The organism is Ramlibacter sp. Leaf400, from assembly GCF_001424545.1.
GTDB lineage: Bacteria > Pseudomonadota > Gammaproteobacteria > Burkholderiales > Burkholderiaceae_C > Ramlibacter.
In genome coordinates this window covers 164,972-187,680 of sequence record NZ_LMQL01000015.1, presented here as the reverse complement: position 1 = coordinate 187,680, position 22,709 = coordinate 164,972, and the positions used below count along the sequence as shown (strand labels likewise).

23 protein-coding genes are annotated in these 22,709 nt (G+C 69.1%); 14 read left to right on the top strand and 9 right to left on the bottom strand.

The features are described from left to right. From ASG30_RS21970 to ASG30_RS21960, 3 genes are all read right to left on the bottom strand, one after another. Positions 1–257 (bottom strand): NAD(P)-dependent oxidoreductase (locus tag ASG30_RS21970; RefSeq protein ID WP_162243761.1); only part of this gene is annotated, 257 nt, incomplete at its 3' end. 38 nt (positions 258–295) lie between these two features. Then, on the bottom strand, positions 296–787 hold the full coding sequence (gene ilvN, locus ASG30_RS21965) for an acetolactate synthase small subunit (RefSeq protein ID WP_055902320.1): 492 nt from the start codon (positions 785–787) through the stop codon (positions 296–298). Positions 788–912: 125 nt separating this feature from the next. Further along, the gene (locus ASG30_RS21960; protein ID WP_055902317.1) at positions 913–2,700 is read right to left on the bottom strand and encodes an acetolactate synthase 3 catalytic subunit; all 1,788 of its coding nucleotides are present in this window, start codon (positions 2,698–2,700) and stop codon (positions 913–915) included. Between the two features lie 252 nt (positions 2,701–2,952). Between ASG30_RS21960 and ASG30_RS21955 the strand changes: the two genes are divergently transcribed. From ASG30_RS21955 to ASG30_RS21930, 6 genes are read left to right on the top strand one after another with little or no spacing between them, the layout of a single operon-like run. Next, positions 2,953–3,519: an RNA polymerase sigma factor gene (locus ASG30_RS21955; RefSeq protein WP_055902315.1), complete on the top strand. Its 567-nt coding sequence runs from the start codon at positions 2,953–2,955 to the stop codon at positions 3,517–3,519. Next, on the top strand, positions 3,516–3,935 hold the full coding sequence (locus ASG30_RS21950; protein WP_055902314.1) for a DUF3619 family protein: 420 nt from the start codon (positions 3,516–3,518) through the stop codon (positions 3,933–3,935). Before ASG30_RS21955 ends, ASG30_RS21950 begins: the two co-directional genes overlap by 4 nt. 13 nt (positions 3,936–3,948) lie before the next feature. Then, the gene (locus ASG30_RS21945) at positions 3,949–4,653 is read left to right on the top strand and encodes a DUF3106 domain-containing protein (RefSeq protein WP_055902311.1); all 705 of its coding nucleotides are present in this window, start codon (positions 3,949–3,951) and stop codon (positions 4,651–4,653) included. Between the two features lie 4 nt (positions 4,654–4,657). Continuing rightward, positions 4,658–5,212, top strand: a complete 555-nt coding sequence (locus ASG30_RS21940; RefSeq protein ID WP_082522259.1) for an RDD family protein — start codon at positions 4,658–4,660, stop codon at positions 5,210–5,212. Positions 5,213–5,225: 13 nt separating this feature from the next. Beyond that, entirely contained in the window at positions 5,226–5,630 is a 405-nt protein-coding gene (locus ASG30_RS21935; protein ID WP_055902307.1) for a diacylglycerol kinase, read from the top strand. Beyond that, positions 5,627–6,214 carry a TIGR00730 family Rossman fold protein gene (locus tag ASG30_RS21930; RefSeq protein WP_055902302.1) on the top strand — a complete coding sequence of 196 codons (588 nt, stop codon included), beginning with the start codon at positions 5,627–5,629 and terminating at the stop codon, positions 6,212–6,214. Before ASG30_RS21935 ends, ASG30_RS21930 begins: the two co-directional genes overlap by 4 nt. 28 nt (positions 6,215–6,242) lie before the next feature. Here ASG30_RS21930 and ASG30_RS21925 read toward each other — a convergent pair whose 3' ends face one another. Further along, positions 6,243–6,581, bottom strand: a complete 339-nt coding sequence (locus ASG30_RS21925; protein ID WP_055902297.1) for a P-II family nitrogen regulator — start codon at positions 6,579–6,581, stop codon at positions 6,243–6,245. Between the two features lie 18 nt (positions 6,582–6,599). After that, positions 6,600–8,264, bottom strand: coding sequence for an NAD+ synthase (locus ASG30_RS21920; protein WP_055902294.1), 1,665 nt, complete (start codon positions 8,262–8,264; stop codon positions 6,600–6,602). Here ASG30_RS21920 and ASG30_RS21915 point away from each other — a divergent pair. Continuing rightward, positions 8,263–9,444: a GNAT family N-acetyltransferase gene (locus ASG30_RS21915; RefSeq protein ID WP_055902291.1), complete on the top strand. Its 1,182-nt coding sequence runs from the start codon at positions 8,263–8,265 to the stop codon at positions 9,442–9,444. The genes ASG30_RS21920 and ASG30_RS21915 overlap by 2 nt on opposite strands. A gap of 16 nt (positions 9,445–9,460) precedes the next feature. On the opposite strand, the gene ppa is transcribed toward ASG30_RS21915, so the two are convergent. Then, positions 9,461–10,003, bottom strand: coding sequence for an inorganic diphosphatase (gene ppa, locus ASG30_RS21910; RefSeq protein WP_055902288.1), 543 nt, complete (start codon positions 10,001–10,003; stop codon positions 9,461–9,463). 223 nt (positions 10,004–10,226) lie between these two features. Between ppa and ASG30_RS21905 the strand changes: the two genes are divergently transcribed. Further along, complete coding sequence (locus ASG30_RS21905; RefSeq protein WP_055902284.1) at positions 10,227–12,392, top strand: sodium-translocating pyrophosphatase; 2,166 nt, start codon at positions 10,227–10,229, stop codon at positions 12,390–12,392. 58 nt (positions 12,393–12,450) lie between these two features. Here the strand turns inward: ASG30_RS21905 and ASG30_RS21900 are convergent, their stop codons facing one another. Then, positions 12,451–13,029: a TetR/AcrR family transcriptional regulator gene (locus ASG30_RS21900; protein WP_055902281.1), complete on the bottom strand. Its 579-nt coding sequence runs from the start codon at positions 13,027–13,029 to the stop codon at positions 12,451–12,453. 103 nt (positions 13,030–13,132) lie between these two features. Here ASG30_RS21900 and ASG30_RS21895 point away from each other — a divergent pair, with 103 nt between their 5' ends. Genes ASG30_RS21895 through moeA form a run of 6 tightly spaced genes read left to right on the top strand, consistent with a single transcriptional unit; the run spans position 13,133 to position 19,242 of the window. Then, positions 13,133–13,951, top strand: coding sequence for a metal-dependent hydrolase (locus ASG30_RS21895; RefSeq protein WP_055902278.1), 819 nt, complete (start codon positions 13,133–13,135; stop codon positions 13,949–13,951). 24 nt (positions 13,952–13,975) lie between these two features. Further along, a complete protein-coding gene (locus tag ASG30_RS21890) occupies positions 13,976–15,409 on the top strand; it encodes an aldehyde dehydrogenase family protein (RefSeq protein WP_055902275.1) in 1,434 nt (477 codons plus the stop codon). A 32-nt stretch (positions 15,410–15,441) separates the two neighbouring features. Then, a complete protein-coding gene (locus tag ASG30_RS21885) occupies positions 15,442–16,203 on the top strand; it encodes an SDR family oxidoreductase (RefSeq protein WP_055902272.1) in 762 nt (253 codons plus the stop codon). Between the two features lie 44 nt (positions 16,204–16,247). Continuing rightward, a complete protein-coding gene (gene moaA, locus ASG30_RS21880; RefSeq protein ID WP_082522257.1) occupies positions 16,248–17,363 on the top strand; it encodes a GTP 3',8-cyclase MoaA in 1,116 nt (371 codons plus the stop codon). Positions 17,364–17,365: 2 nt separating this feature from the next. After that, positions 17,366–17,974: a molybdenum cofactor guanylyltransferase MobA gene (mobA, locus tag ASG30_RS21875; RefSeq protein ID WP_055902267.1), complete on the top strand. Its 609-nt coding sequence runs from the start codon at positions 17,366–17,368 to the stop codon at positions 17,972–17,974. Further along, complete coding sequence (gene moeA / locus ASG30_RS21870; protein ID WP_055902264.1) at positions 17,971–19,242, top strand: molybdopterin molybdotransferase MoeA; 1,272 nt, start codon at positions 17,971–17,973, stop codon at positions 19,240–19,242. The genes mobA and moeA overlap by 4 nt, the downstream gene beginning before the upstream one ends. A gap of 40 nt (positions 19,243–19,282) precedes the next feature. On the opposite strand, the gene ASG30_RS22735 is transcribed toward moeA, so the two are convergent. Continuing rightward, a complete protein-coding gene (locus ASG30_RS22735; RefSeq protein ID WP_156385654.1) occupies positions 19,283–19,432 on the bottom strand; it encodes a hypothetical protein in 150 nt (49 codons plus the stop codon). A gap of 142 nt (positions 19,433–19,574) precedes the next feature. Then, positions 19,575–22,706 carry an efflux RND transporter permease subunit gene (locus ASG30_RS21865; protein ID WP_055902261.1) on the bottom strand — a complete coding sequence of 1,044 codons (3,132 nt, stop codon included), beginning with the start codon at positions 22,704–22,706 and terminating at the stop codon, positions 19,575–19,577. Positions 22,707–22,709: the final 3 nt, after the last annotated feature.

The following is a 22,709-nucleotide window of genomic DNA, read 5'->3' as shown; positions in this document are numbered from 1 at the left end:
CCGATCTGCTCGTCGGGCAGCAGGATCATCACCACGTCGGCCATCTTCACGGCTTCGTTGACGGCGGCGACCTTCAGGCCRGCCTTCTCCACCTTGGGCCAGGACGCGCCGCCCGGGCGCAGGCCGACCACGACCTTCACGCCGCTGTCGTTCAGGTTCTGCGCGTGCGCATGGCCCTGCGAGCCGTAGCCGATGATGGCGACGGTCTTGCCCTTGATCAGGCTCAGGTCGCAGTCCTTGTCGTAGAAAACCTTCATGCTCTCTCCAGTAGAAATCGGGATGGGTAGAAAAAGGGTCAGACGCGCAGCACGCGCTCGCCGCGGCCGATGCCGCTGGCGCCGGTGCGCACCGTCTCCAGGATGGCGCTGCGGTCGATCGCTTCCAGGAACGCGTCGTTCTTGGACTGGTCGCCCGTCAGCTCGATGGTGTAGCTCTTCTCGGTGACGTCGATAATGCGGCCGCGGAAGATGTCGGCCATGCGCTTCATCTCCTCGCGCTCCTTGCCGACGGCGCGCACCTTCACCATCATGAGCTCGCGCTCGGTGTAGGCGCCCTCGGTGAGGTCGACCACCTTGACCACCTCGATCAGGCGGTTCAGGTGCTTGGTGATCTGCTCGATCACGTCGTCAGAACCGGTGGTCTGGATCGTCATGCGCGACAGCGAGGGGTCTTCCGTCGGCGCCACGGTGAGCGACTCGATGTTGTAGCCGCGGGCCGAGAACAGGCCCACCACGCGGGACAGTGCGCCGGGTTCGTTTTCCAGCAGCACGGCGATGATGTGTTTCATGTCTTTCTCGATTCCTCTTTTCGGTGCCCTCCCCCGTCGCCGGTAAGCGGCGGGCTTGGCAAGCCAATAGATTCGTCTTCTTGTTCCGTCATGCCCGCGCAGGCGGGATGACGACGATCGGGGCTCTAGAGGTCCTCGGACCCCAGCAGCATCTCCGTGATGCCCGCGCCCGCCTTGACCATGGGCCAGACGTTCTCGGTGGGGTCGGTGCGGAAGTCCATGAAGACCGTGCGGTCCTTGAGCTTGCGCGCCTCGCGCAGCGCCGGCTCCACGTCCTGCGGCCGCTCGATCAGCATGCCCACGTGGCCATAGGCCTCGGCCAGCTTCACGAAGTCGGGCAGCGCGTCCATGTAGCTGTGGCTGTAGCGGCCCTCGTAGTCGAGCTGCTGCCACTGCCGCACCATGCCCAGGTAGCGGTTGTTCAGCGAGATGACCTTGATCGGGGTCTTGTACTGCAGGCAGGTCGACAGCTCCTGGATGCACATCTGCACCGAGCCTTCGCCGGTGATGCAGTACACCTCGCTCTGCGGCTTGGCCAGCTTGATGCCCATGGCGTAGGGGATGCCCACGCCCATGGTGCCCAGGCCGCCGGAGTTGATCCAGCGCCGCGGCTCCTGGAACTTGTAGAACTGCGCGGCCCACATCTGGTGCTGGCCGACGTCCGACGTGATGTAGGTGTCGACGTCCTTCGTCATGTTCCACAGCGTCTCGATGACGTGCTGCGGCTTGATCACGTCCCGGTTGTCGCGGTCGTAGCGCAGGCAGTCGCGCTTGCGCCAGCCCTCGATAGTCTCCCACCAGCCGGCCAGCGCCTGCGGGTCGGGCTTGGCGCCCGTCTCGCGGATGTTGGCGATCAGGTCGGCCAGGACGTCCTTGACGTCGCCCACGATGGGCACGTCCACCTTGACCCGCTTGGAGATGCTCGAGGGGTCGATGTCGATGTGGATGATCTTGCGGTCGCTGGAGGCGAAGTGCTTGGGGTTGCCGATCACGCGGTCGTCGAAGCGCGCGCCCACGGCCAGCAGCACGTCGCAGTTCTGCATCGCGTTGTTGGCTTCGATGGTGCCGTGCATGCCCAGCATGCCGAGGAACTTGGGGTCGGTGCCGGAGATGGACCCCAGGCCCATCAGCGTGTTGGTGCAGGGGTAGCCCAGCAGGTTGGCCAGCGTGCGCAGTTCCTCGGTGGCATTGCCCAGGACGACGCCGCCGCCGGTGTAGATGTAGGGGCGCTTGGCCGAGGCCAGCAGCTGCACCGCCTTGCGCACCTGGCCGCCGTGCCCCTTGCGCACCGGGTTGTACGAGCGCATCTCGACCTTGTCGGGATAGCCCTCGTAAGGCGTCTTGTTGAAGGAGACGTCCTTGGGGATGTCCACCACCACCGGGCCCGGGCGGCCGCTGCGGGCGATGTGGAAGGCCTTCTTCATCACCTCGGCCACGTTGCGCACGTCCTTCACCAGGAAGTTATGCTTGACGACGGGCCGGGTGATGCCGACGGTGTCGCACTCCTGGAAGGCGTCCAGGCCGATCGCGGCCGTGGGCACCTGCCCGGTGATGATCACCATCGGGATCGAATCCATGTAGGCGGTGGCGATGCCGGTCACCGCGTTGGTGACGCCGGGGCCCGACGTCACCAGGGCCACGCCGACGTCGCCGGTGGCGCGGGCGTAGCCGTCGGCCGCATGCACCGCCGCCTGCTCGTGGCGCACCAGCACGTGCTGGATGGTGTCCTGCTTGTAGAACGCGTCGTAGATGTGCAGCACCGCGCCGCCGGGATAGCCCCAGACGTACTTGACGCCTTCGGCCTGCAGCGCCTTGACGAGGATCTCGGCGCCGCGCAGTTCGGGGGGACGGGAATTGGGAACGCCGGCGGTGGCCGCGGCCGCGGAGCTGAGCTCCGCCTTCGAGATTTCCATGATCAACCTTTCGGGCTTCGGGAACGAATAACCTTGGGGTGCCCCTCACGCGCCCTTGTGGGGCCGTTTCGGGACTTAGAACCCAAGACCATGGACGGGCCGATTGCGCCGCCGGATCCGGGCTCGTTTGCCTTTTGACTTGCAGCGCGCATTATGGCACCTCAACCGGGAGGGCCCGAGCGGCTGCGCCCGGGTGCCATAATCGCGCCCGCTCAAGCACCGGACCCGAAGCGTCGCGAAGGTCCCCTCCACTTGGCCACCGAACGAGAACTCTCCGACTTCCTCAAGAGCGTCGAAAAACGGGCCTTCAAGCGCTCCGTCTACCACGTCCGCGACGAGGAAGCGGCGCTGGACATCGTGCAGGAAAGCATGATGAAGCTGGCGCAGCACTACGGCGACAAGCCGCCGGCGGAACTCCCGATGCTCTTCCAGCGCATCCTGTCCAACTGCACGCTGGACTGGTTCCGCCGCCAGAAGACGCGCAACGCGCTGTTTTCCAACATGAGCGACTTCGAGTCCGCCTCGGACGACGGAGATTTCGATCTGCTGGAAACTTACACGGCGCTGGAGAACTCACAGCAGGCGGAGAGCGCCGAGGACTCCACGCGCCGGGCCCAGGTCTTGCGAGAGATCGAAGTCGAGATCCAGGGACTTCCCCCGCGTCAACGTGAGGCATTCCTGATGCGTTACTGGGAGGATATGGACGTGGCCGAAACGGCGGCGGCCATGGGTTGCTCGGAGGGCAGTGTCAAGACCCACTGCTCCCGGGCGGTCCAGGCCCTCAGCAAAGCACTGAAGGCAAAGGGATTACAACCATGAACACGATCAGCCCCGCCGTGGCGCTCGCCCGCCAGGACCAGTTCGGACGCCGCATCGCGGCCCGCCTGGACGCGGGTGCCGCCGGGCTCCCCCACGACATCTCCGAGCGCCTGCGCGCCGCGCGGATGCAGGCCCTGGCCCACCGCCAGGCCGCCCTGCAGTCCGTCCATTCGGTCTCCGCGTCCGGCGGCCAGGCCACGCTGGGCGGCGACGAGCAGGTCAGCTTTTGGCAGCGCCTGGCTTCGGCGCTGCCGCTCATCGTGCTGGCGGCCGGCCTGGTGACGATCCACGTCGTCCAGAACGAGCGTCGCGCCAGCGAGGTCGCGGAAGTCGACGCCGCCCTCCTCACCGACGACCTGCCGCCGGCGGCTTACGCCGATCCGGGCTTCGTCCAGTTCCTCAAGTCCGGCCGCTGAGTCGGGGGCGCGCATGCAAGGCCCCCGTTTCGGCGCGCGGTTCCCCGCCCGGCTGTCCCTCGCCGGTGGCGCATGGCTGCTGGCCGGCGCCGTCCTGATCACGCCCGCACTGGCCAACCAGCCCGCCGCCACGCTCACCCAGCCCGGCGCTGCGGCCAGTCCCGCGGCGGTGCACCCCGCCCCGTCCAAGGGCCAGGCCACCCGGGTGGCGCAGGCCCCCGCCCAGACACGCCCGGCCTGGTCGGAGCTGGGCGCCGAGCAGCGCGCCGCCCTGCAGCCGCTGGCCGGCACCTGGGCCACGCTGAGCGAGGCGCAGAAACGCAAGTGGCTCGCGCTGTCGCGCAACTACGGCCGCATGGCCCCGCAGGAGCAGGCCAAGCTGCACAGCCGCATGAACGAATGGGTGGCGCTCAGCCCGCAGCAGCGCGCGCAGGCCCGCCTGAACTTCGGTGAAACCCAGGGCGTCTCGGCCGACGACAAGAAGGCCAAGTGGGAGGCCTACCAGGCCCTGTCACCGGAAGAAAAGCGCAGGCTGGCGGCCGGCGCCACGTCTCGCACGCCGCCCGCCGCCGCCGCCGCCGTCAAGCCGGTGCCCGCCCAGAAGCTGGCCAACGTCCCCCGCAGCGAGCGCGGGCCCAAGCCGCCGCGCATCGCGTCCGGGCTCAACGGCGAGCCTCAGCCCCTGCCCGTGCCCGCCCCGCCGGCCACGGCCAACTGAACCCATGTCCCGACCGCCGAGCCTCTCCGGCGGCGAGGCGGCTCCCGGCCCGGCCTCGCCCGCTCCATTGATCGCCCCGCCCCTTCGCCGGCGCATGGCCGCCTGGCTCTACGAAAGCCTGCTGCTGTTCGGCGTCGTCATGGCGGCGGCCCTGGTGTTCAGCATCGCCACGCAGATGCGCCACGGCCTGATGCACCGGCAGGGGCTCATCGCTTTCCTGTTCGCCGTCCTCGCCATCTACTTCGTCTGGTTCTGGTGCAAGGGCCAGACGCTGGCCATGAAGACATGGCACATCCGGGTGGTCGATCGCTTTGGCCGGCCGCTGGGGCCGCTGCGCGCCTTCATCCGCTACGTATTCAGCTACGTCTGGGTGCTGCCGCCGCTGGCCGCCTTCGAATCCCACCGCGTCGCCACGGGGCCGGTGCTGGTCCTCTTCACCGGGTGGCTCGCCTTCTGGGCGCTGCTCAGCCGCTTCCACCCCGAGCGGCAGTTCTGGCACGACGTCCTGGCCGGAACGAGGCTGGTGTCGGCGCCCGCGCAGCCGTCACGCGCGTCATAGACAATCGGCGCCCATGTCCCGGCCGCCCGAAGCCATCACCCCCGTCCACCCGCACAAGCTGCGCACCGGCCTGCGCCGCCTGTGGCACGCCACCGGCTATTCGCTGCAGGGCCTGCGCGCCGGCTGGGGCGAAGTCGCCTTCCGGCAGGAAGCCATCGCCGCCGTCGTGCTGCTGCCCCTGGCCTTCTGGCTGGGCCGCGGCTGGGTGCAGGTGGCGCTGCTGGCCGGCTCGGTGCTGCTGGTGATGATCGTGGAGCTGCTCAACACCGCCGTCGAGACGGTCGTCGACCGCATCGGCCCGGAATGGCACGACCTGTCCAAGCGCGCCAAGGACATGGGCAGCGCCGCCGTCCTCCTCAGCCTGGTCTTGGCGCTGGGCATCTGGACCGCCGCCCTCGCGCAGAGGCTAGGCTCATGACGGCGGCGCCCTTTTCCATCTGCGTCTACTGCGGCTCGCGCAACGGCGTGGCCGAGCCCTTCGTGCAGGCCGCGCGCGACGTGGGCCACTGGATCGGCAGTCGCGGCGGCCAGCTGGTCTACGGCGGCGGCAACAACGGCCTGATGGGCACGGTGGCCGATGCCACGCTCGAAGCCGGCGGCACCGTCATCGGCGTCATCCCGCAGGCGCTGGTCGAGAAGGAGTGGGCCAAGCGCGATTGCACCGAGCTGCACATCGTCGACAGCATGCACGACCGCAAGCGCATGATGGCCGAGCGGGCCGGCGCCTTCCTCGCGCTGGCCGGCGGCATCGGGACGTTCGAAGAGCTGTTCGAGGTCTGGACCTGGCGGCAGCTCGGCTACCACGACAAGCCGGTGGGCATCCTGGACACGGACGGCTACTACGGCCCGCTGCTGGGGTTCCTGCAGCAGAGCGTGCGCCAGGGCTTCATGAACGACTGGCAGATGGACCTCGTGCAGGTGGGCAGCGAGCCCGGGCCGCTGCTGGCGTCCCTCGTGGCCGGCGCCACGGCGCCTTCAGCGCAGGACCTGTCGCAGATCTAGGCGCGGCCGGGCGGCCGCGCGGGCGGCCTCAGACCGCCGATTCGTCCGTCTCGCCGGTGCGGATGCGCACCACGCGCTCGACGCTGGTGACGAAGATCTTGCCGTCGCCGATCTTGCCGGTGCGGGCGGCCTTGACGATGGCGTCGACGCAGCGCTCGACGTCGTCGTCCTTCACCACCACTTCCACCTTCACCTTGGGCAGGAAGTCCACCACGTACTCGGCGCCGCGGTACAGCTCGGTGTGGCCCTTCTGGCGGCCGAAGCCCTTGACCTCGGTGACCGTCAGGCCGGTGACGCCGCATTCGGCCAGGCCTTCGCGCACTTCCTCCAGCTTGAACGGTTTGACGATGGCGGTGATCTGTTTCATGTGTTCTTCCTCTGGGCCCTAGGCGCGGAACTTGCCGGTAATAGGATAGCGCCAATCCTTGCCGAAGCTGCGGTGGGTCACGCGGATGCCCACCGGCGCTTGCCGCCGCTTGTATTCGTTGATGCGAATGAGCCGGGCCACCCGCTCCACCACGGCGCGATCGAACCCCTCGGCCACGATCGCCTCGACCCCCTCGTCGTTCTCCATGTAGCGCGCCAGGATGGCGTCCAGCACCTCGTAGGGCGGCAGGCTGTCCTGGTCGGTCTGGTCGGGCCGCAGCTCCGCGCTCGGTGGCCGGGTGATGATGCGTTCGGGGATCGGGTTGGCGCCGGTGCCGTGCGGATCGTTCGCGTTGCGCCAGCGCGCGAGCCGGAACACCATGGTCTTGAGCACGTCCTTGATCACCGCGAAGCCGCCGGCCATGTCGCCGTAGAGCGTGCAGTAGCCGGTGGCCATCTCGCTCTTGTTGCCGGTGGTCAGCACGATGCTGCCGAACTTGTTGGACAGCGCCATCAGCAGCACGCCGCGGATGCGGGCCTGGATGTTCTCCTCGGTCGTGTCCTCCGGCAGGCCGGCGAACTCCTTGGCCAGCGCCAGCTTGAAGGCCTCGAACTGGGGCGTGATCGAGATCTCGTCGTAGCGCACGCCCAGCCGCTGGGCCATCTCTCGCGCGTCGACCAGGGAGATGTTGGCGGTGTAGGGCGAGGGCATCATCACCGCCCGCACCTTGTCCTTGCCCAGCGCATCCACCGCGATGGCCAGCACCAGCGCGGAGTCGATCCCGCCCGACAGGCCGAGCAGCACGCCGGGGAAGCCGTTCTTGACGATGTAGTCGCGCACGCCCAGCACCAGGGCGTCCCAGAGGTCGGCCTCCGGCTCGCGCTCGGGCGCCATCGAGGCCTTCAGCGCCAGGGCGCCGGCGCCCTGCTCCACGCTCACCGTGAACAGGTCCTCGCGAAAGCCCGGCGCCCGGCCCGCCAGGGTGCCGGCCGCGTCGACCGCGAACGAGCCGCCGTCGAACACCACCTCGTCCTGGCCGCCGACCAGGTGCGCGTAGATCACGGGCAGATCGACCGCGCGCGCCCGGTCGGCCATGCGGGCGACGCGCTCGCCGCCCTTGCCGACGTGGAAGGGCGAGGCATTGGTGACCACCAGCAGCTCGGCCCCGGTCTCCTTGGCCAGCAGCGCGGGCTCCTCGAACCAGGCGTCCTCGCAGACCAGCAGGCCGACGTTGAGGCCCTCGACCTGGAACACGCAGGTGCCCTTGCCCGGCGTGAAGTAGCGCCGCTCGTCGAACACCTGGTAGTTGGGCAGCTCGCGCTTGGCGTAGGTCTCCAGCACGCGGCCTTCGCTGACCACGCTGGCCGCGTTCAGCCGCCGCTGCACCTGCACCGACTTGCTGCGCACGTCGCCGCCCACCGGGTGGCCGACGATCACGTGCAGGCCCTTCAACCCCGCGAGCTCGCGGGCCACCGTTTTGACGGCATCATCGCAAGCCGCGATGAACGCCGGGCGCAGGAGCAGGTCCTCGGCCGGATAGCCGCACAGGGACAGTTCCGGCGTGACGACCAGCCGCGCCCCCTTGTCGTAGGCGGTGCGGGCGGCGTCGATGATCTTCTGAGCGTTGCCCGGCATGTCGCCCACAACGTAGTTGAGCTGGGCGATGCAGATGTGAAGGGCCATGGCAGCAGTGAAAAAAGCGCCGGACGATTATGTCATCCGCCTCTGTGCGAAGCCGGATGAAGTGCCCGCGCCGGCGTGGAACGGGCTGCTCGCTTCGCAGGACCTGCCCACGCCCTTCCTGCGCCACGAGTACCTGGCCGCGCTGCACGACAGCGGCAGCGCGACGGCGGGCACCGGCTGGCAGCCGAGCTTCGTGACGCTCTGGCGCGGCGACGAACTGCACGCCGCCTGCGCCCTGTACCTGAAAAGCCATTCGTACGGCGAGTACGTGTTCGACTGGGCCTGGGCCAACGCGTACGAGGAGCACGGGCTGTCGTACTACCCCAAGGGCCTGGTGGCCGTGCCATTCACCCCGGTGCCCGGCTCGCGCCTGCTGGCGCGCGACGCCGCCTCGCGGCGGGCGCTGGTCGACATCCTCGTGGCGCTGTCCCGCCAGAACGAGCTGTCGTCCCTGCACCTGCTCTTCCTCTCCGACGATGACGTCGCCGCCTGCGCGCAGGCCGGTCTGATGCCGCGGCACACGGTGCAGTTCCACTGGCTGCAGCAGGGTTGGGCGGGCTTCGACGACTTCCTGGCCAGCCTGGCGCAGGACAAGCGCAAGAAGATCCGCCAGGAGCGCCGCAAGGTCGCCGAGGCCGGCGTGGACTTCCGGGCGCTGCGGGGAAGCGAGATCCGCGAAGCCGACTGGGACTTCTTCTACCGCTGCTACGAGCGCACCTACCGCGAGCACGGCAACCCGCCCTACCTGCGGCGCGATTTCTTCCGGCGCATGGCGCGCGAGATGCCCGGGCACTGGCTGCTGTTCGTCGCCCGGCGCGACGGCCGCGACATCGCTTGCAGCCTGATTGCGCTGTCGGACGAAGGCGAGGCGCCGCAGGCCGCCTACGGCCGCTACTGGGGGGCGCTGGAGCGCGTGGACTGCCTGCACTTCGAGGCGTGCTACTACCAGCCGCTGCAGTGGTGCATCGAACACGGCGTGGGCCGGTTCGAGGGCGGCGCGCAGGGCGAGCACAAGATGGCGCGCGCGCTGATGCCGGTCAGGACGCACAGCGCCCACTGGCTGGCGCACCCGTCGTTCGCCGATGCGGTGGAGCGTTTCCTCGCCCGGGAGGGCCAGGGCATCGAGCACTACCTCGAGCACCTGGAAGCGCGCTCGCCGTTCCGGCAGCCCGGCGGCTGAGCGCGCGCGATGGCCGTCAGGCCTTCTGCTCGCCCCGGCGGTAGTTGTCCATGCCGTCCTGGATTTCCTTGCGGGCCGCGTCCGGGCCGTCCCAGCCCAGCACCTTGACCCACTTGTTCGGCTCCAGGTCCTTGTAGTGCTCGAAGAAGTGGGAAATGGTCTTGAGCCGCAGCGGATTGAGGTCCTCGGGCTTCTGCCAGTGGGTGTAGATGGCCAGCACCTTGTCGACCGGCACGGCCAGCACCTTGGCGTCGTCGCCGGCCTCGTCCTGCATCTTCAGGATGCCGATCGGGCGGCAGCTCACCACCACGCCGGGGATCAGCGGCACCGGGGTGATCACCAGCACGTCGACCGGGTCGCCGTCGCCGCTGATGGTCTTGGGCACGTACCCGTAGTTGGTCGGGTAGTGCATGGACGTGCTCATGAAGCGGTCCACGAAGATCGCGCCGGTTTCCTTGTCGACCTCGTACTTCACGGGGTCGGCGTTCATCGGGATTTCGATGATCACGTTGAACGCTTCGGGGGCCTGCTTGCCGGGCGTGACGTTGTCGAGGGACATGGATCGGGGTCCGTAAGAAAAAGAGTGCTCGGGATTAACCCTGATTCTACTTTCGCCGGCCTTGCAACCCGGCAACACGTTTGCCGGATTGTCATCAGTTCCCGATATAGTCCGCGCGTTGGCCAATCGTCTCCCGCCCGTTGGGGAGCCACGAGGAAGCAACGCAGCGGAAGCACCGACTGCGGTGCTTCCTCCAAGCAGACAACGGACTGGAGATGAAGAAATGACTGGCAACTCGGCGCTGATATTGGCGCTCGTGTGCGGCTTCGCCGCCGTGGCTTACGGGTTCTGGGCCCGCGGGTGGATCCTTTCGCAGGACGCCGGCAATCCCCGGATGCAGGAGATCGCCGCGGCGATCCAGACCGGCGCAGCCGCCTACCTGGCGCGACAGTACAAGACCATCGCCATCGTCGGCGTGGTGCTCGCCATCCTCATCGGCATCTTCCTGGACGCGCAGACCGCCGTCGGCTTCGTCGTCGGCGCGGTGCTCTCGGGCGCCTGCGGCTTCATCGGCATGAACGTCTCGGTGCGCGCCAACGTGCGCACCGCGCAGGCGGCCACGCGCGGCATCGGACCGGCGCTGGACGTCGCCTTCCGCGGCGGCGCCATCACCGGCATGCTGGTGGTGGGCCTGGGCCTGCTGGGCGTGACGGCGTTCTACTGGTTCCTGGTGGGCAACGGCCGGCTGACGCCCGACGTGCGCCTGGCCAACCTGCTCAACCCGCTGATCGGCTTCGCCTTCGGCTCCTCGCTGATCTCGATCTTCGCGCGTCTGGGCGGCGGCATCTTCACCAAGGGCGCCGACGTCGGCGCCGACCTGGTGGGCAAGGTGGAAGCGGGCATCCCCGAGGACGATCCGCGCAACCCGGCGGTGATCGCCGACAACGTGGGCGACAACGTGGGCGACTGCGCCGGCATGGCGGCCGACCTGTTCGAGACCTACGCCGTCACGCTGATCGCCACCATGGTGCTGGGCGCCCTGCTGATCGGCGCCGCCGCCACGCAGGCCGTGCTGTACCCGCTGGCGCTGGGCGCCGTGTCGATCATCGCCTCGATCATCGGCTGCTTCTTCGTCAAGGCCCGCCCCGGCATGACGAACGTGATGCCGGCGCTCTACAGGGGCCTGGCCGTGGCCGGCATCCTGTCGCTGATCGCCTTCTACTTCGTCACCATCTGGCTGATGCCGGACAACGCCATCACCGCCACCGGCTCGCAGATCCGCCTGTTCGGCGCCTGCGCCGTCGGCCTCGTCCTCACCGGCGCGCTGGTCTGGATCACCGAGTTCTACACCGGCACGCAGTACTCGCCGGTGCGCCACATCGCGCAAGCCTCCACGACCGGCCACGGGACCAACATCATCGCGGGCCTGGGCGTGTCCATGCGCTCCACCGCCTGGCCGGTGCTGTTCGTCTGCATGGCCATCATCGCGTCGTACCAGCTGGCCGGCCTGTACGGCATCGCCGTCGCGGCCACCGCCATGCTGAGCATGGCCGGCATCGTGGTGGCGCTGGACGCCTACGGCCCGATCACCGACAACGCCGGCGGCATCGCCGAGATGAGCGAGATGCCCTCCTCGGTGCGCGACATCACCGACCCGCTGGACGCGGTGGGCAACACCACCAAGGCCGTCACCAAGGGCTATGCGATCGGCTCGGCCGGCCTGGCCGCGCTGGTGCTGTTCGCCGACTACACCCACAAGCTGGAGTCGTACGGCCGCGCGATCAGTTTCGACCTGTCCGACCCGATGGTGATCGTGGGCCTGTTCATCGGCGGCCTGATCCCCTACCTGTTCGGCGCCATGGCGATGGAAGCCGTCGGCCGCGCCGCCGGTGCGGTGGTGGTGGAAGTGCGCCGCCAGTTCAGCACCATCAAGGGCATCATGGAAGGCACGGCCAAGCCCGAGTACGGCCGTGCGGTGGACATGCTCACCACGGCGGCGATCAAGGAAATGATCATCCCGTCGCTGCTGCCGGTGGTGGTGCCGATCCTGGTCGGCCTCATCCTCGGTCCCAAGGCGCTGGGCGGCCTGCTGATGGGCACCATCGTCACCGGCCTGTTCGTCGCCATCTCCATGTGCACGGGCGGCGGCGCCTGGGACAACGCCAAGAAGTACATCGAGGACGGCAACCACGGCGGCAAGGGCTCCGAAGCCCACAAGGCCGCGGTGACGGGCGACACGGTGGGCGACCCCTACAAGGACACCGCCGGCCCTGCCGTCAACCCGCTGATCAAGATCATCAACATCGTGGCGCTGCTCATCGTGCCGCTGGTGGTGAAGTTCCACGGCGGTGAAGCGGTGGCCGCCCCGACGCCGCAGACGGCGCCGACCGCCGTCACCACCCAGGTCCCGGCGCCGACCAACACTGCACCGGCGAGCGCGGCGAAGTAAGTCCCGCCCGCCAAGAACGAAGGCCCGCTCCGGCGGGCCTTTTTCTTTCGGCTTCCTTCTACTTGCCGGTGACGGCCCGCACCAGCTGGGCGGCGGGTTTCACCAGTTCGACCAGGCGCTCCTCGTCGTCCCGCTCGATGTACTCGAGCACCAGCTCGTTGATGCCGCCCACCACCGCCGTCGCCATCTGCGGCGACAGCGGCCCGCCCCCGGGCGCCCCGTTCACCACCTCCAGCATGAAGCGGGCGATCTCCCCGTTCACCCGCCGGCGCGCGGCCAGCCCCTCGGGTCCGAGGCCGAGGATCTCGATGTAGAGCGTGCGCATCAGCAGCGGATTGGCCGCCAGCGCGGCGAAGTAGGCGGCGAGGGCCTGCTCCACCTGGGCCTCCCAGGGGTGTGCGGGCGCGATGCCCGCGCGCAGCACCTTCAGCGCGTTGTGGCTGGCCGCCTCGTACAGCGCGATCAGGCATTCGGACTTGGCCTGGAAGTGCTCGTAGAAGGTGCGGCGCGAGACGCTGGCCTCGCGCACGATGTCGGCGATGGTGGTGCCGGCGTAGCCCTTGGCGGCCACAGCCCGCGCCATCCCCTCCAGCAGCCGGCTGCGATGCTCGGGTACGGGAAATACAGGCTCGTCCATGGTTCCGATTGTGTGTTTCCTTCAGGCCGGGTACTTGACAGTACCGGGCCCGGCGACCATTATCGCCCTCTCGGTACGCGCCAGTACCACAGCCTTTTCACACATGACCGACCTCGTCGTCCGCCGCCTCCTCGTCGACATGGAAGCGCCCATCCAGCGCCACTGGTGCGCGGGCGACGCCTTCCGCACCGCGCTCTTCAACGCGCTCTCGATGAGCTTTCCCGTCGGGGAGCAGTTCTTCATCGACTCCGTGCGCAACGGCTTCAAGGCGCTGCCGCCGGAAAAGCAGGAGAGCTTCCGCGCCGAGGTGCAGGGCTTCGTGGGCCAGGAGGCCACGCACCGCCGCCTGCACAGCCTCTACAACGGCCACCTGGAAAAGCTCGGCCTGGTCAACCACTGGGAGCCGCGCGCCCGCGAGCGGCTGCAGCTGATGGAAGGCGCGGACGTGCGCCACTGGCTGGCCATCACCGCCGCCAACGAGCACTTCACCGCCATCCTGGCCGACTGGATGCTGCGCAACGCCGACCTGCTGGGCGACCGCGACCCGCGCCTGGCCACGCTCTGGCTGTGGCACAGCGCCGAGGAGTCCGAGCACAAGAACACCGCCTTCGACCTCTACCAGGCGCTGGGCGGCGACCACGAATGGCGCATCCGCTGGTTCCGCCGCATCACGCTGATCTTCCTGGGCGACACGGTCCGGCAGACCGTGAGCAACCTGCGCCAGGACGGCACGCTGTGGAAGTGGAGCACCTGGAAGAGCGCTGCCTCCTACCTGTTCGGCCGGCGCGGCCTGGTGCGCCAGACCTTCCGCCCCTGGAAGGACTACCTGCGGCGCGACTTCCATCCCGACCAGCACGACAGCTCGGCCTCCGAGCGCTGGCTGGTCGACAACCGCGAGCGTTTCGCCCTCGTCGGACAGTGAGGGCGGATGCCGCAAAATCGCGGCATGCAGCTCCACTACATCGGCAATGAAGGCGTGCGGTCGTCCGCCAACCGCACCATCCCCGTGATCGACCCGTCGGACGGCCAGCCGTTCGACGAACTGCAGCGCGGCACGCCCGAGGACCTCCACGCCGCCGTGCAGGCCGCGCGCCAGTGCTACGACAGCGTCTGGAGCCGCCTGAGCGCCGCCGAACGCGGCCGGCTGCTGATGCGCCTGTCGAACAAGGTCGCCGAACACGCGGACGAACTCGCGGCGCTGGAGCAGCGCGACTGCGGCAAGCCCACCAAGCAGGCCCGCGCCGACGCGCTGGCGCTGGTGCGCTATTTCGAGTTCTACGCCGGCGCCTGCGACAAGCTCCACGGCGAGACCCTGCCCTACCAGGACGGGTACACGGTGTTCACCTGGCGCGAGCCGCACGGTGTCACCGGCCACGTGATCCCCTGGAACTACCCGATGCAGATCTTCGGCCGCAGCGTCGGCGGCGCGCTGGCCGCGGGCAACGTCTGCGTGGTCAAGCCTTCCGAGGACGCCTGCCTGTCGCTGATCCGCGTGGCGCAGCTCGCGGCCGAATGCGGCTTCCCGGCCGGCGCCCTCAACATCGTCACCGGCTACGGCCACGAGGTCGGCGATGCGCTGGCGCGCCACCCGGGCATCGACCACATCAGCTTCACCGGCAGCCCGCGCGTGGGCACGCTGATCCAGCAGGCCGCGGCCGAGCGCCACTGCCCGGTGACGCTGGAGCTGGGCGGCAAGAGCCCGCAGATCATCTTCGAGGACGCCGACCTCGACGCCGCGCTGCCCACGGTGATCAACGCCATCGTGCAGAACGCCGGCCAGACCTGCTCGGCCGGCTCGCGCCTGCTGGTGCAGGAGTCGATCTACGAGCCCCTGCTCGACCGACTGGGCGGCGCCTTCGCCAACCTGCGCGTCGGTCCCGCGAGGATGGACCTGGACGTGGGCCCGCTGATCCGCGCCACGCAGCAGCAGCGCGTGTGGGACTTTTTGTCCGATGCGCAGCACGCCAACATCCCCATGGTGGCACAGGGCCAGATCGTGGACGAGGCGCCCGACACCGGCTACTACCAGGCGCCCACCCTGCTGCGCGACGTGCCCGTCACGCACCGCCTGGCGCAGGAGGAGGTGTTCGGCCCGGTGCTGGCGTCGATGTCGTTCAAGGACGAGGACCACGCCGTGCAGCTGGCCAACGCCACCCACTTCGGCCTGGTGGCCGGCATCTGGACCCGCGACGGCGGGCGGCAACTGCGCATGGCCAAGCGCGTCAAGAGCGGGCAGGTGTTCATCAACAACTACGGCGCCGGCGGCGGTGTCGAACTGCCCTTCGGCGGCGTGAAGTCCTCGGGCTACGGGCGCGAGAAGGGCTTCGAGGCCCTGTACGGCTTCACCACGCTCAAGACGGTGGCGATCCGCCACGGCTGACGCCGGACAAACAAAAACCCAAGGAAAACGACATGCGAGTGAAGGACAAATCGATCATCGTGACCGGCTCCGGCCAGGGCATCGGCGAAGGCATCGCCAAGCGCCTGGCGCAGGAAGGCGCGCAGGTCCTCGTCAACGACATCAACACTGCGCTGGGCGAGAAGGTGGTCGCCGCGATCAAGGCCGAGGGCGGGCGCGCGTCCTTCTTCGCCGCCGACGTCACGAAGTCGGCCGACATGAAGGCGCTGGTGCAGGCGGCCGTCGACCGCCACGGCAAGCTCGACGTGATGGTCAACAACGCCGGCTGGACGCACCGCAACCGCCCCGCGCTGGAGGTCAGCGAGGAAGAGTTCGACCGCGTCTACGCCATCAACGTCAAGAGCATCTACCTGGCCACGATGCACGCCGTGCCGGCGTTCCGCGCCAACAAGGGCGGCGTGTTCATCAACATCGCTTCCACCGCCGGCCTGCGGCCGCGCCCGGGCCTGACCTGGTACAACGGCTCCAAGGGGGCGGTCATCACCACCAGCAAGTCGCTGGCCGCCGAGTTCGGCCCGGACAACATCCGCGTGAACTGCATCAACCCCGTCTTCAACCCCGACACCGGCCTGTCGGCCGAGTTCGCCGGCGGACCGGTGGACGAGGCGCGCCGGGCCAAGTTCCTGTCCACCATCCCGCTCGGCCGCTTCTCCACCGCCCTGGACGTGGCCAACGCCGCGCTGTACCTGTCGAGTGATGAGGCGGCCTTCATCTCGGGCGTCTGCATCGAGGTCGACGGCGCGCGCTGCGTGTAAACCCGCGCCGTCGGGGTGGACGAACCCTGCGGCACAATCGAGGCGTGGCCGAACGCGTCATTCCCCTCATCGACCAGCGCACCGCCGCCCTGCAGGCGCGCGTGCCGGCCGCGCCCGTGCCCGCCACCGGGCAACTGCGCGACCGGCTCGATCGCCCGCTGCGCGACCTGCGCATCAGCGTCACCGACCGCTGCAACTTCCGCTGCAGCTACTGCATGCCCAAGGAAGTCTTCAACAAGGACTATCCGTACCTGCCGCATTCGGAGCTGCTGACTTTCGAGGAGATCACCCGCCTGGCCCGCCAGTTCGTCGCGCACGGCGTGCACAAGATCCGGCTCACCGGCGGCGAGCCGCTGCTGCGCAAGAACATCGAGGTGCTGATCGAGCAGCTCGCCCAGCTTCGCACGGTGGAAGGCCAGCCGGTGGAACTGGCGCTGACCACCAACGGCTCGCTGCTGGCGCGCAAGGCCGCCGCCCTCAAGCAGGCCGGCCTGCACCGCGTGACGGTCAGCCTCGACGGGCTGGACGACGCGGTGTTCCGCAGCATGAACGACGTCGACTTCCCGGTCGCCGAAGTGCTGCGCGGCATCGATGCGGCGCAGGCCGCCGGCCTGGGCCCGATCAAGGTGAACATGGTGGTCAAGCGCGGCACCAACGAGCACGAGATCGTGCCGATGGCGCGGCACTTCCGCGGCACCGGCGTGGTGCTGCGCTACATCGAGTACATGGACGTGGGCGCCACCAACGGCTGGCGCATGGACGAGGTGCTGCCTTCGGCGCAAGTCGTGCAGCGCCTGCATCCGATCTTCCCGCTTCGCGCGCTCGAACCCAGCGCGCCGGGCGAGACCGCCGAGCGCTGGGCCTACGAGGACGGCGCCGGCGAGGTCGGCGTCATCAGCAGCGTCACCCAGGCCTTCTGCGGCAGCTGCAACCGCGCCCGCCTCTCCACCGAGGGACGGCTGTACCTGTGCCTGTTCGCCGAGCAGGGCCACGACCTGCGCGCCCTGCTGCGCGGCGACGCCAGCGACGAAGAGCTGGCTTCGGCCATCGGCCACATCTGGCACGGCCGCGCCGACCGCTACTCGCAGCTGCGCAGCCAGCTCCCGCCGGACGCGGGCACCGGCCGCAAGCGCGTCGAGATGAGCTACATCGGCGGCTAGGCATGCAGCGGGACGAAGTCACCGGGATCGTGCTGGCGGGCGGACGCGGCTCGCGCATGGGCGGGGCCGACAAGGGCCTGCAGAACTTCAACGGCGTGCCGCTGGCGCTGCACACGCTGCTGCGCCTGCAGCCGCAGGTGGGCGACACGCTGATCAACGCCAACCGCAACCTGTCGGCCTACGAATCGTTCGGCGTGCCGGTCTGGCCGGACGCCCTGCCCGACTTCCCCGGGCCGCTGGCGGGCTTCCTCACCGGCCTGGAGCAGTCCGACACGCCCTGGGTCGTCACGGTGCCGTGCGACACGCCCCTGTTCCCCGCCGACCTGGTCGCGCGCCTGGGCGCAGCGGCCGAACGCGACGACGCCGAGATCGCCATGGCCAGCGCGGCCGAAGCCGACGGCCAGCTGCGCACCCAGCCGGTGTTCTGCCTGCTGCGGCGCGACCTGCTGGACAGCCTGGTGCGCTTCACGCACGGCGGCGGCCGCAAGATCGACGCCTGGACCGCGCAGCACAAGACCGTGGTCGTGCCGTTCGACCGGCCGGGCGACGAGCCGCGCGCCTTCTTCAACGCCAACACCCTGGCCGAGCTGCGCGAGCTGGAGCGGCGGTGAAGACGCTGGCGCAGATCGCCGCGCAGCTGCAGGGCTACGACCCGCTGGCGCTGCCGGCCCCGGCCGTGGTCGAGTTCCTCGACCGCCTCGTCGAGCCGGTCACCGGATCCGAAGACATCGCCACCGCGCAAGCCCTGGGCCGCGTGCTGGCGCGCGACGTGGTCTCGCCCCTGAGCGTGCCCCCCCACGACAACTCGGCGATGGATGGGTTCGCGTTCGATGGCGCCCAGCTCGGGCCCGATGCGCCGCTGGAACTCACCGTCGTCGGCACCGCGCTGGCCGGCAAGGCCTGGCAGGGCCAGGTGCGTCCGGGCGAGTGCGTGAAGATCATGACCGGCGCGATCATGCCGCCCGGGCTCGACACGGTCGTGCCGCAGGAGTTCACGAAGCCCGCCGGCGAAGGCCGAATCGCCATCCCGGCCGGCGTTCTCCAGCGCGGCGACAACCGCCGCCACGCGGGCGAGGACCTGATGGCCGGCCGCCCGGCGCTGCTGCAGGGCGAGCGGCTCGGCCCCGCCGCCTGCGGCCTGCTGGCCAGCCTGGGGCTGCCCACCGTGCCGGTGCTGCGGCGCGTGCGGGTCGCCTACTTCTCCACCGGCGACGAGATCCTCAGTCTGGGCGAGCCGCCGCGCGAAGGCGCCGTCTACGACAGCAACCGCTACACGGTGCGCGGGATGCTGGCCCGGCTGGGCTGCGAAGTGATCGACCTGGGCGTGGTGCGCGACGAGCCGGCGCTCCTGGAGCAGGCCTTCCGCCAGGCCGCGGCACAGGCCGACGCCATCATCACCAGCGGCGGGGTGAGCGTGGGCGAAGCCGACTTCACCAAGGCCATGATGAAGCAGCTGGGCGACGTCGCGTTCTGGAAGATCGCCATGCGGCCCGGGCGGCCGATGGCGGTGGGCCGCATCGGCTCTTCGGTGCTGTTCGGCCTGCCGGGCAACCCGGTGGCGGTGATGGTGACGTTCCTGGCGTTCGTGCGGCCGGCGCTGCTGCGCCTGATGGGCTGCCGCGACTGCGCGCCGCCACCGCTGCTGCGGGCCCGCAGTGCGGAGCCCATGCGCAAGAAACCCGGAAGGACCGAATACCAGCGGGGCATCGTGTCCGCCGGCGCCGACGGCCGGCTGGAGGTGCGCACCACCGGCAACCAGGGCTCCGGCGTGCTCAGCTCGATGGTGCAGGCCAACGGCCTGATCGTCCTGCACCACGGCCAGGGCAGCGTGGCTGCCGGGGACGAAGTCGACGTGATGATGTTCGAGGGCCTGCTCTAGGCCCCGCACCGTCGCCGGCGCGAAGCCCCGAAGCCTGCCCTCAGGCGAACATCTGCCGAGCCTGGTCCGCCAGTTCCTGCCGCCGCATCACGAGCTTGGGCAGGTCCGGGTGCATAGGATCGATCTCGCGGAGGGCCCAACCATAGAACGCTTGGGCGAACGACAGGTGGATAAAGCGAATGATCTTCATGGGCTGCATGTTGCGGCCCCATGGCAGAGCCACTCGTCAGCATCGCCCGGAACGCCACGTCGGCGCGCCACTGCACAGCTTGTCGGACAGCGGCGACCCAACCGTCGAGGCACGCGCCTGTAGCGGTGCCTGTAAGGATCGGTTACTTCGCTATCAGGTCGCCGTGGATGGGCTCGGCGTGCTCATCCTGGGTCACGGCCTTGTTGGCGCCCGGCACCTTGCCGCGGGCGAACAGCATGTACATCGTCGGCACCACGAACACGGTGAGCAGCGTGCCCAGCGACATCCCGCCCACGATCACCCAGCCGATCTGGATGCGGCTCTCGGCGCCGGCACCGGTGGAGAAGGCCAGCGGCAGCGCGCCCAGCACCATGGCACCTGTCGTCATCAGGATCGGGCGCAGGCGCAGCGAAGCGGCTTCCACCACCGCGTCGAGCAGGCCCTTGCCCTGCTCGCGCAGCTGGTTGGAGAACTCCACGATCAGGATGCCGTGCTTGGTGATCAGCCCCACCAGCGTGATCAGGCCGATCTGCGAATAGACGTTGAGCGAGCCGCCCGACCACTTGAGCGCCAGCAGCGCGCCGATCATCGACAGCGGCACCGACAGCAGGATCACCAGCGGATCCACGAAGCTCTCGAACTGCGCCGCCAGCACCAGGAAGATGAACACCAGCGCCAGAACGAACACGATGGCCAGCGCGCCCTGCGAGCTGCGGAACTCGCGCGAGGTGCCGTTCAGGTCGGTGGTGTAGCCGGACTTCAGCACCTTGGCCGAGGTCTGCTCCATGAACTGCAGCGCCTGCCCGAGCGAGTAGTCCGGCGACAGGTTGGCCGTGATGGTGGCCGAGCGGCGCTGCCCGAAGTGATTGAGCTCGCGCGGGCTGACGCTCTCCTGGACCTGCACCAGGGCCGACAGCGGGATCATGGTGTCGTTGCGGCCGCGCACGTAGATGCTGTCGATGTCTTCCGGCGTGGTGCGGCCGCTGGCGCGGTTCTGGATGATCACGTCGTACTGCTCGGCGTCGCGCTTGTAGCGGGTGACCTGGCGGCCGCCCAGCTGCGTCTCCAACGCCTTGGCCACGACGTCGACGCTCACGCCCATGTCGGCCGCCTTGTCGCGGTCGACCTGGATGCGCAGCTCGGGCTTGTTCAGGCGCAGGTCGACGTCGACGCCGACGATGCCGGGGTTCTTGGCGATCTCGTCCTGCAGCTGGCGCACCGTGCGGGCGAGGTTTTCGTAGCTGTCCGAGGTCTGGATGACGAAGTTGAGCGGCCGGTCGCGGAAGCCCTGGCCCAGCGAGGGCGGCGTGACGATGAAGGCGTTGATGCCCGGCAGCCCGGCCACCCGCGGCTGAAGCTCGCGGGCGATGTCCAGCGTCGTGCGCCCGCGGTTCTCCCAGTCCACCGCCCGGTACACCACGCTGCCCTGCGACACCGTGGGGTTGCCGATGTTGGCGAAGATGCGGTCGAACTCCTTGTGCTGCTGCCCCATGCGCTCCAGCGCCTGGGCATAGCGGTTGGTGTAGTCCAGCGTGGCGCCGTCGGGTGCGTTGATGGTGGCCAGGATGGTGCCCCGGTCCTCCAGCGGCGACAGCTCGGACTTCATCGTCGGCCACACGAGCGCGATGCCCAGCGCGCTGGCCAGCATGACGCCGATGACGATCCAGCGCGCCTGCAGCAGCCGGCCCGCGGTGCCGCCCGCGCCTGCGGTGAGCACCCAGCGCAGCGTGCGGCCGTAGCCGGACTGCAGGCCGACCAGCAGCCGCTCCATGCCCCGGTCGAAGAAGTTCGGCTTGGGGTTGTGGCGCAAGAGCTTGGAGCACATCATCGGCGTGAGCGTCAGCGCCACGAAGCCCGACACCAGTACCGAGCCGGCCAGGGCCAGCGCGAATTCGACGAACAAGCGGCCGGTGCGGCCCGGCGTGAAGGCCAGCGGCGCATACACCGCCACCAGCGTCAGCGTCATGGTGATGACCGCGAACCCGATCTCGCGGGCGCCCTTGATCGCGGCCGAGAACGGGTCGAGCCCTTCCTCGATGTGCCGGAAGATGTTCTCCAGCATCACGATGGCGTCGTCCACCACCAGGCCGATGGCCAGCACCAGGGCCAGCAACGTGAGCGTGTTGATGGTGAACCCGGCCAGCGCCATCATCGCGAAGGTGCCGATCAGGCTCACCGGGATGGTGACGATGGGGATCACCGACGCGCGCAGCGTGCGCAGGAACACGAAGATCACCAGCGCCACCAGCAGCACCGCCTCGGCGATGGTGCGGTAGACGTTCTTGACCGACCGGTCGATGAACAGCGAGTTGTCGTTCGCGATGTCGATGTTGACCTCGGCCGGCAGGTCCTGCTTGAGCCGCGGGATCATCTCGCGCACGCCCTGCGACAGGGTCAGCGGGTTGGCGGTGGCCTGGCGGATCACGCCGGCCGAGATCGCCTGGCGCCCGTTGAGCCGCACGTTGCTGCGCTCGTCGGCCGCGGCCTCCTCGACCCGGGCGATGTCGCGGATCTTCACCGGGAAGCCGTTGACGTTCTTGACCACGATCTCGGCAAACTGCGCCGGCCGCACCAGGTCGGTCTGGGACGTCACGCTGAACTCGCGCTGCTGCGACTCGATGCGCCCGGCCGGCACCTCCAGGTTGCTGCGGCGCACGGCGTCTTCCACGTCCTGGGTGGTCAGGCGGTAGCCGGCCAGCTTGTCGGGGTCGAGCCAGACCCGCATGGCGTACTTGCGCTCGCCGAAGATGCGCACGTCGGCCACGCCGGTGACGGTCTGCAGGCGCGGCTTGACGATGCGGTTGACCAGGTCGTTGATCTGCAGCGGGTTGAGCGTGTCGCTGGTGAAGGCCAGCCAGATCACCGGGAAGGCGTCGGCCTCGACCTTGGCGATCACCGGTTCGTCGATGGCCTGCGGCAGGCGGTTGCGCACCCGCGAGGTGCGGTCGCGCACCTCGGCGGCCGCAGCGTCGGCGTCCTTCTCCAGGCGGAAGCGCACCGAGATCTGGCTCTGCTCGGCGCGGCTGATGGAGGTGATGACGTCCACCGCGTCGATGCCCGCGATGGAGTCCTCCAGCGGCTTGGTCACCTGCGACTCGATGACCTCGGCCGAGGCGCCCGGGTAGCGCACGCTGACGGTGACCACGGGCTCGTCGATCTTCGGGTACTCGCGCACCGAAAGCCGGTTGAAGCTGACGGCGCCGATCAGCACCACCAGCAGCGACAGCACGGTGGCGAACACCGGCCGGCGGATCGCGATCTCGGGCAGTTGCATGGA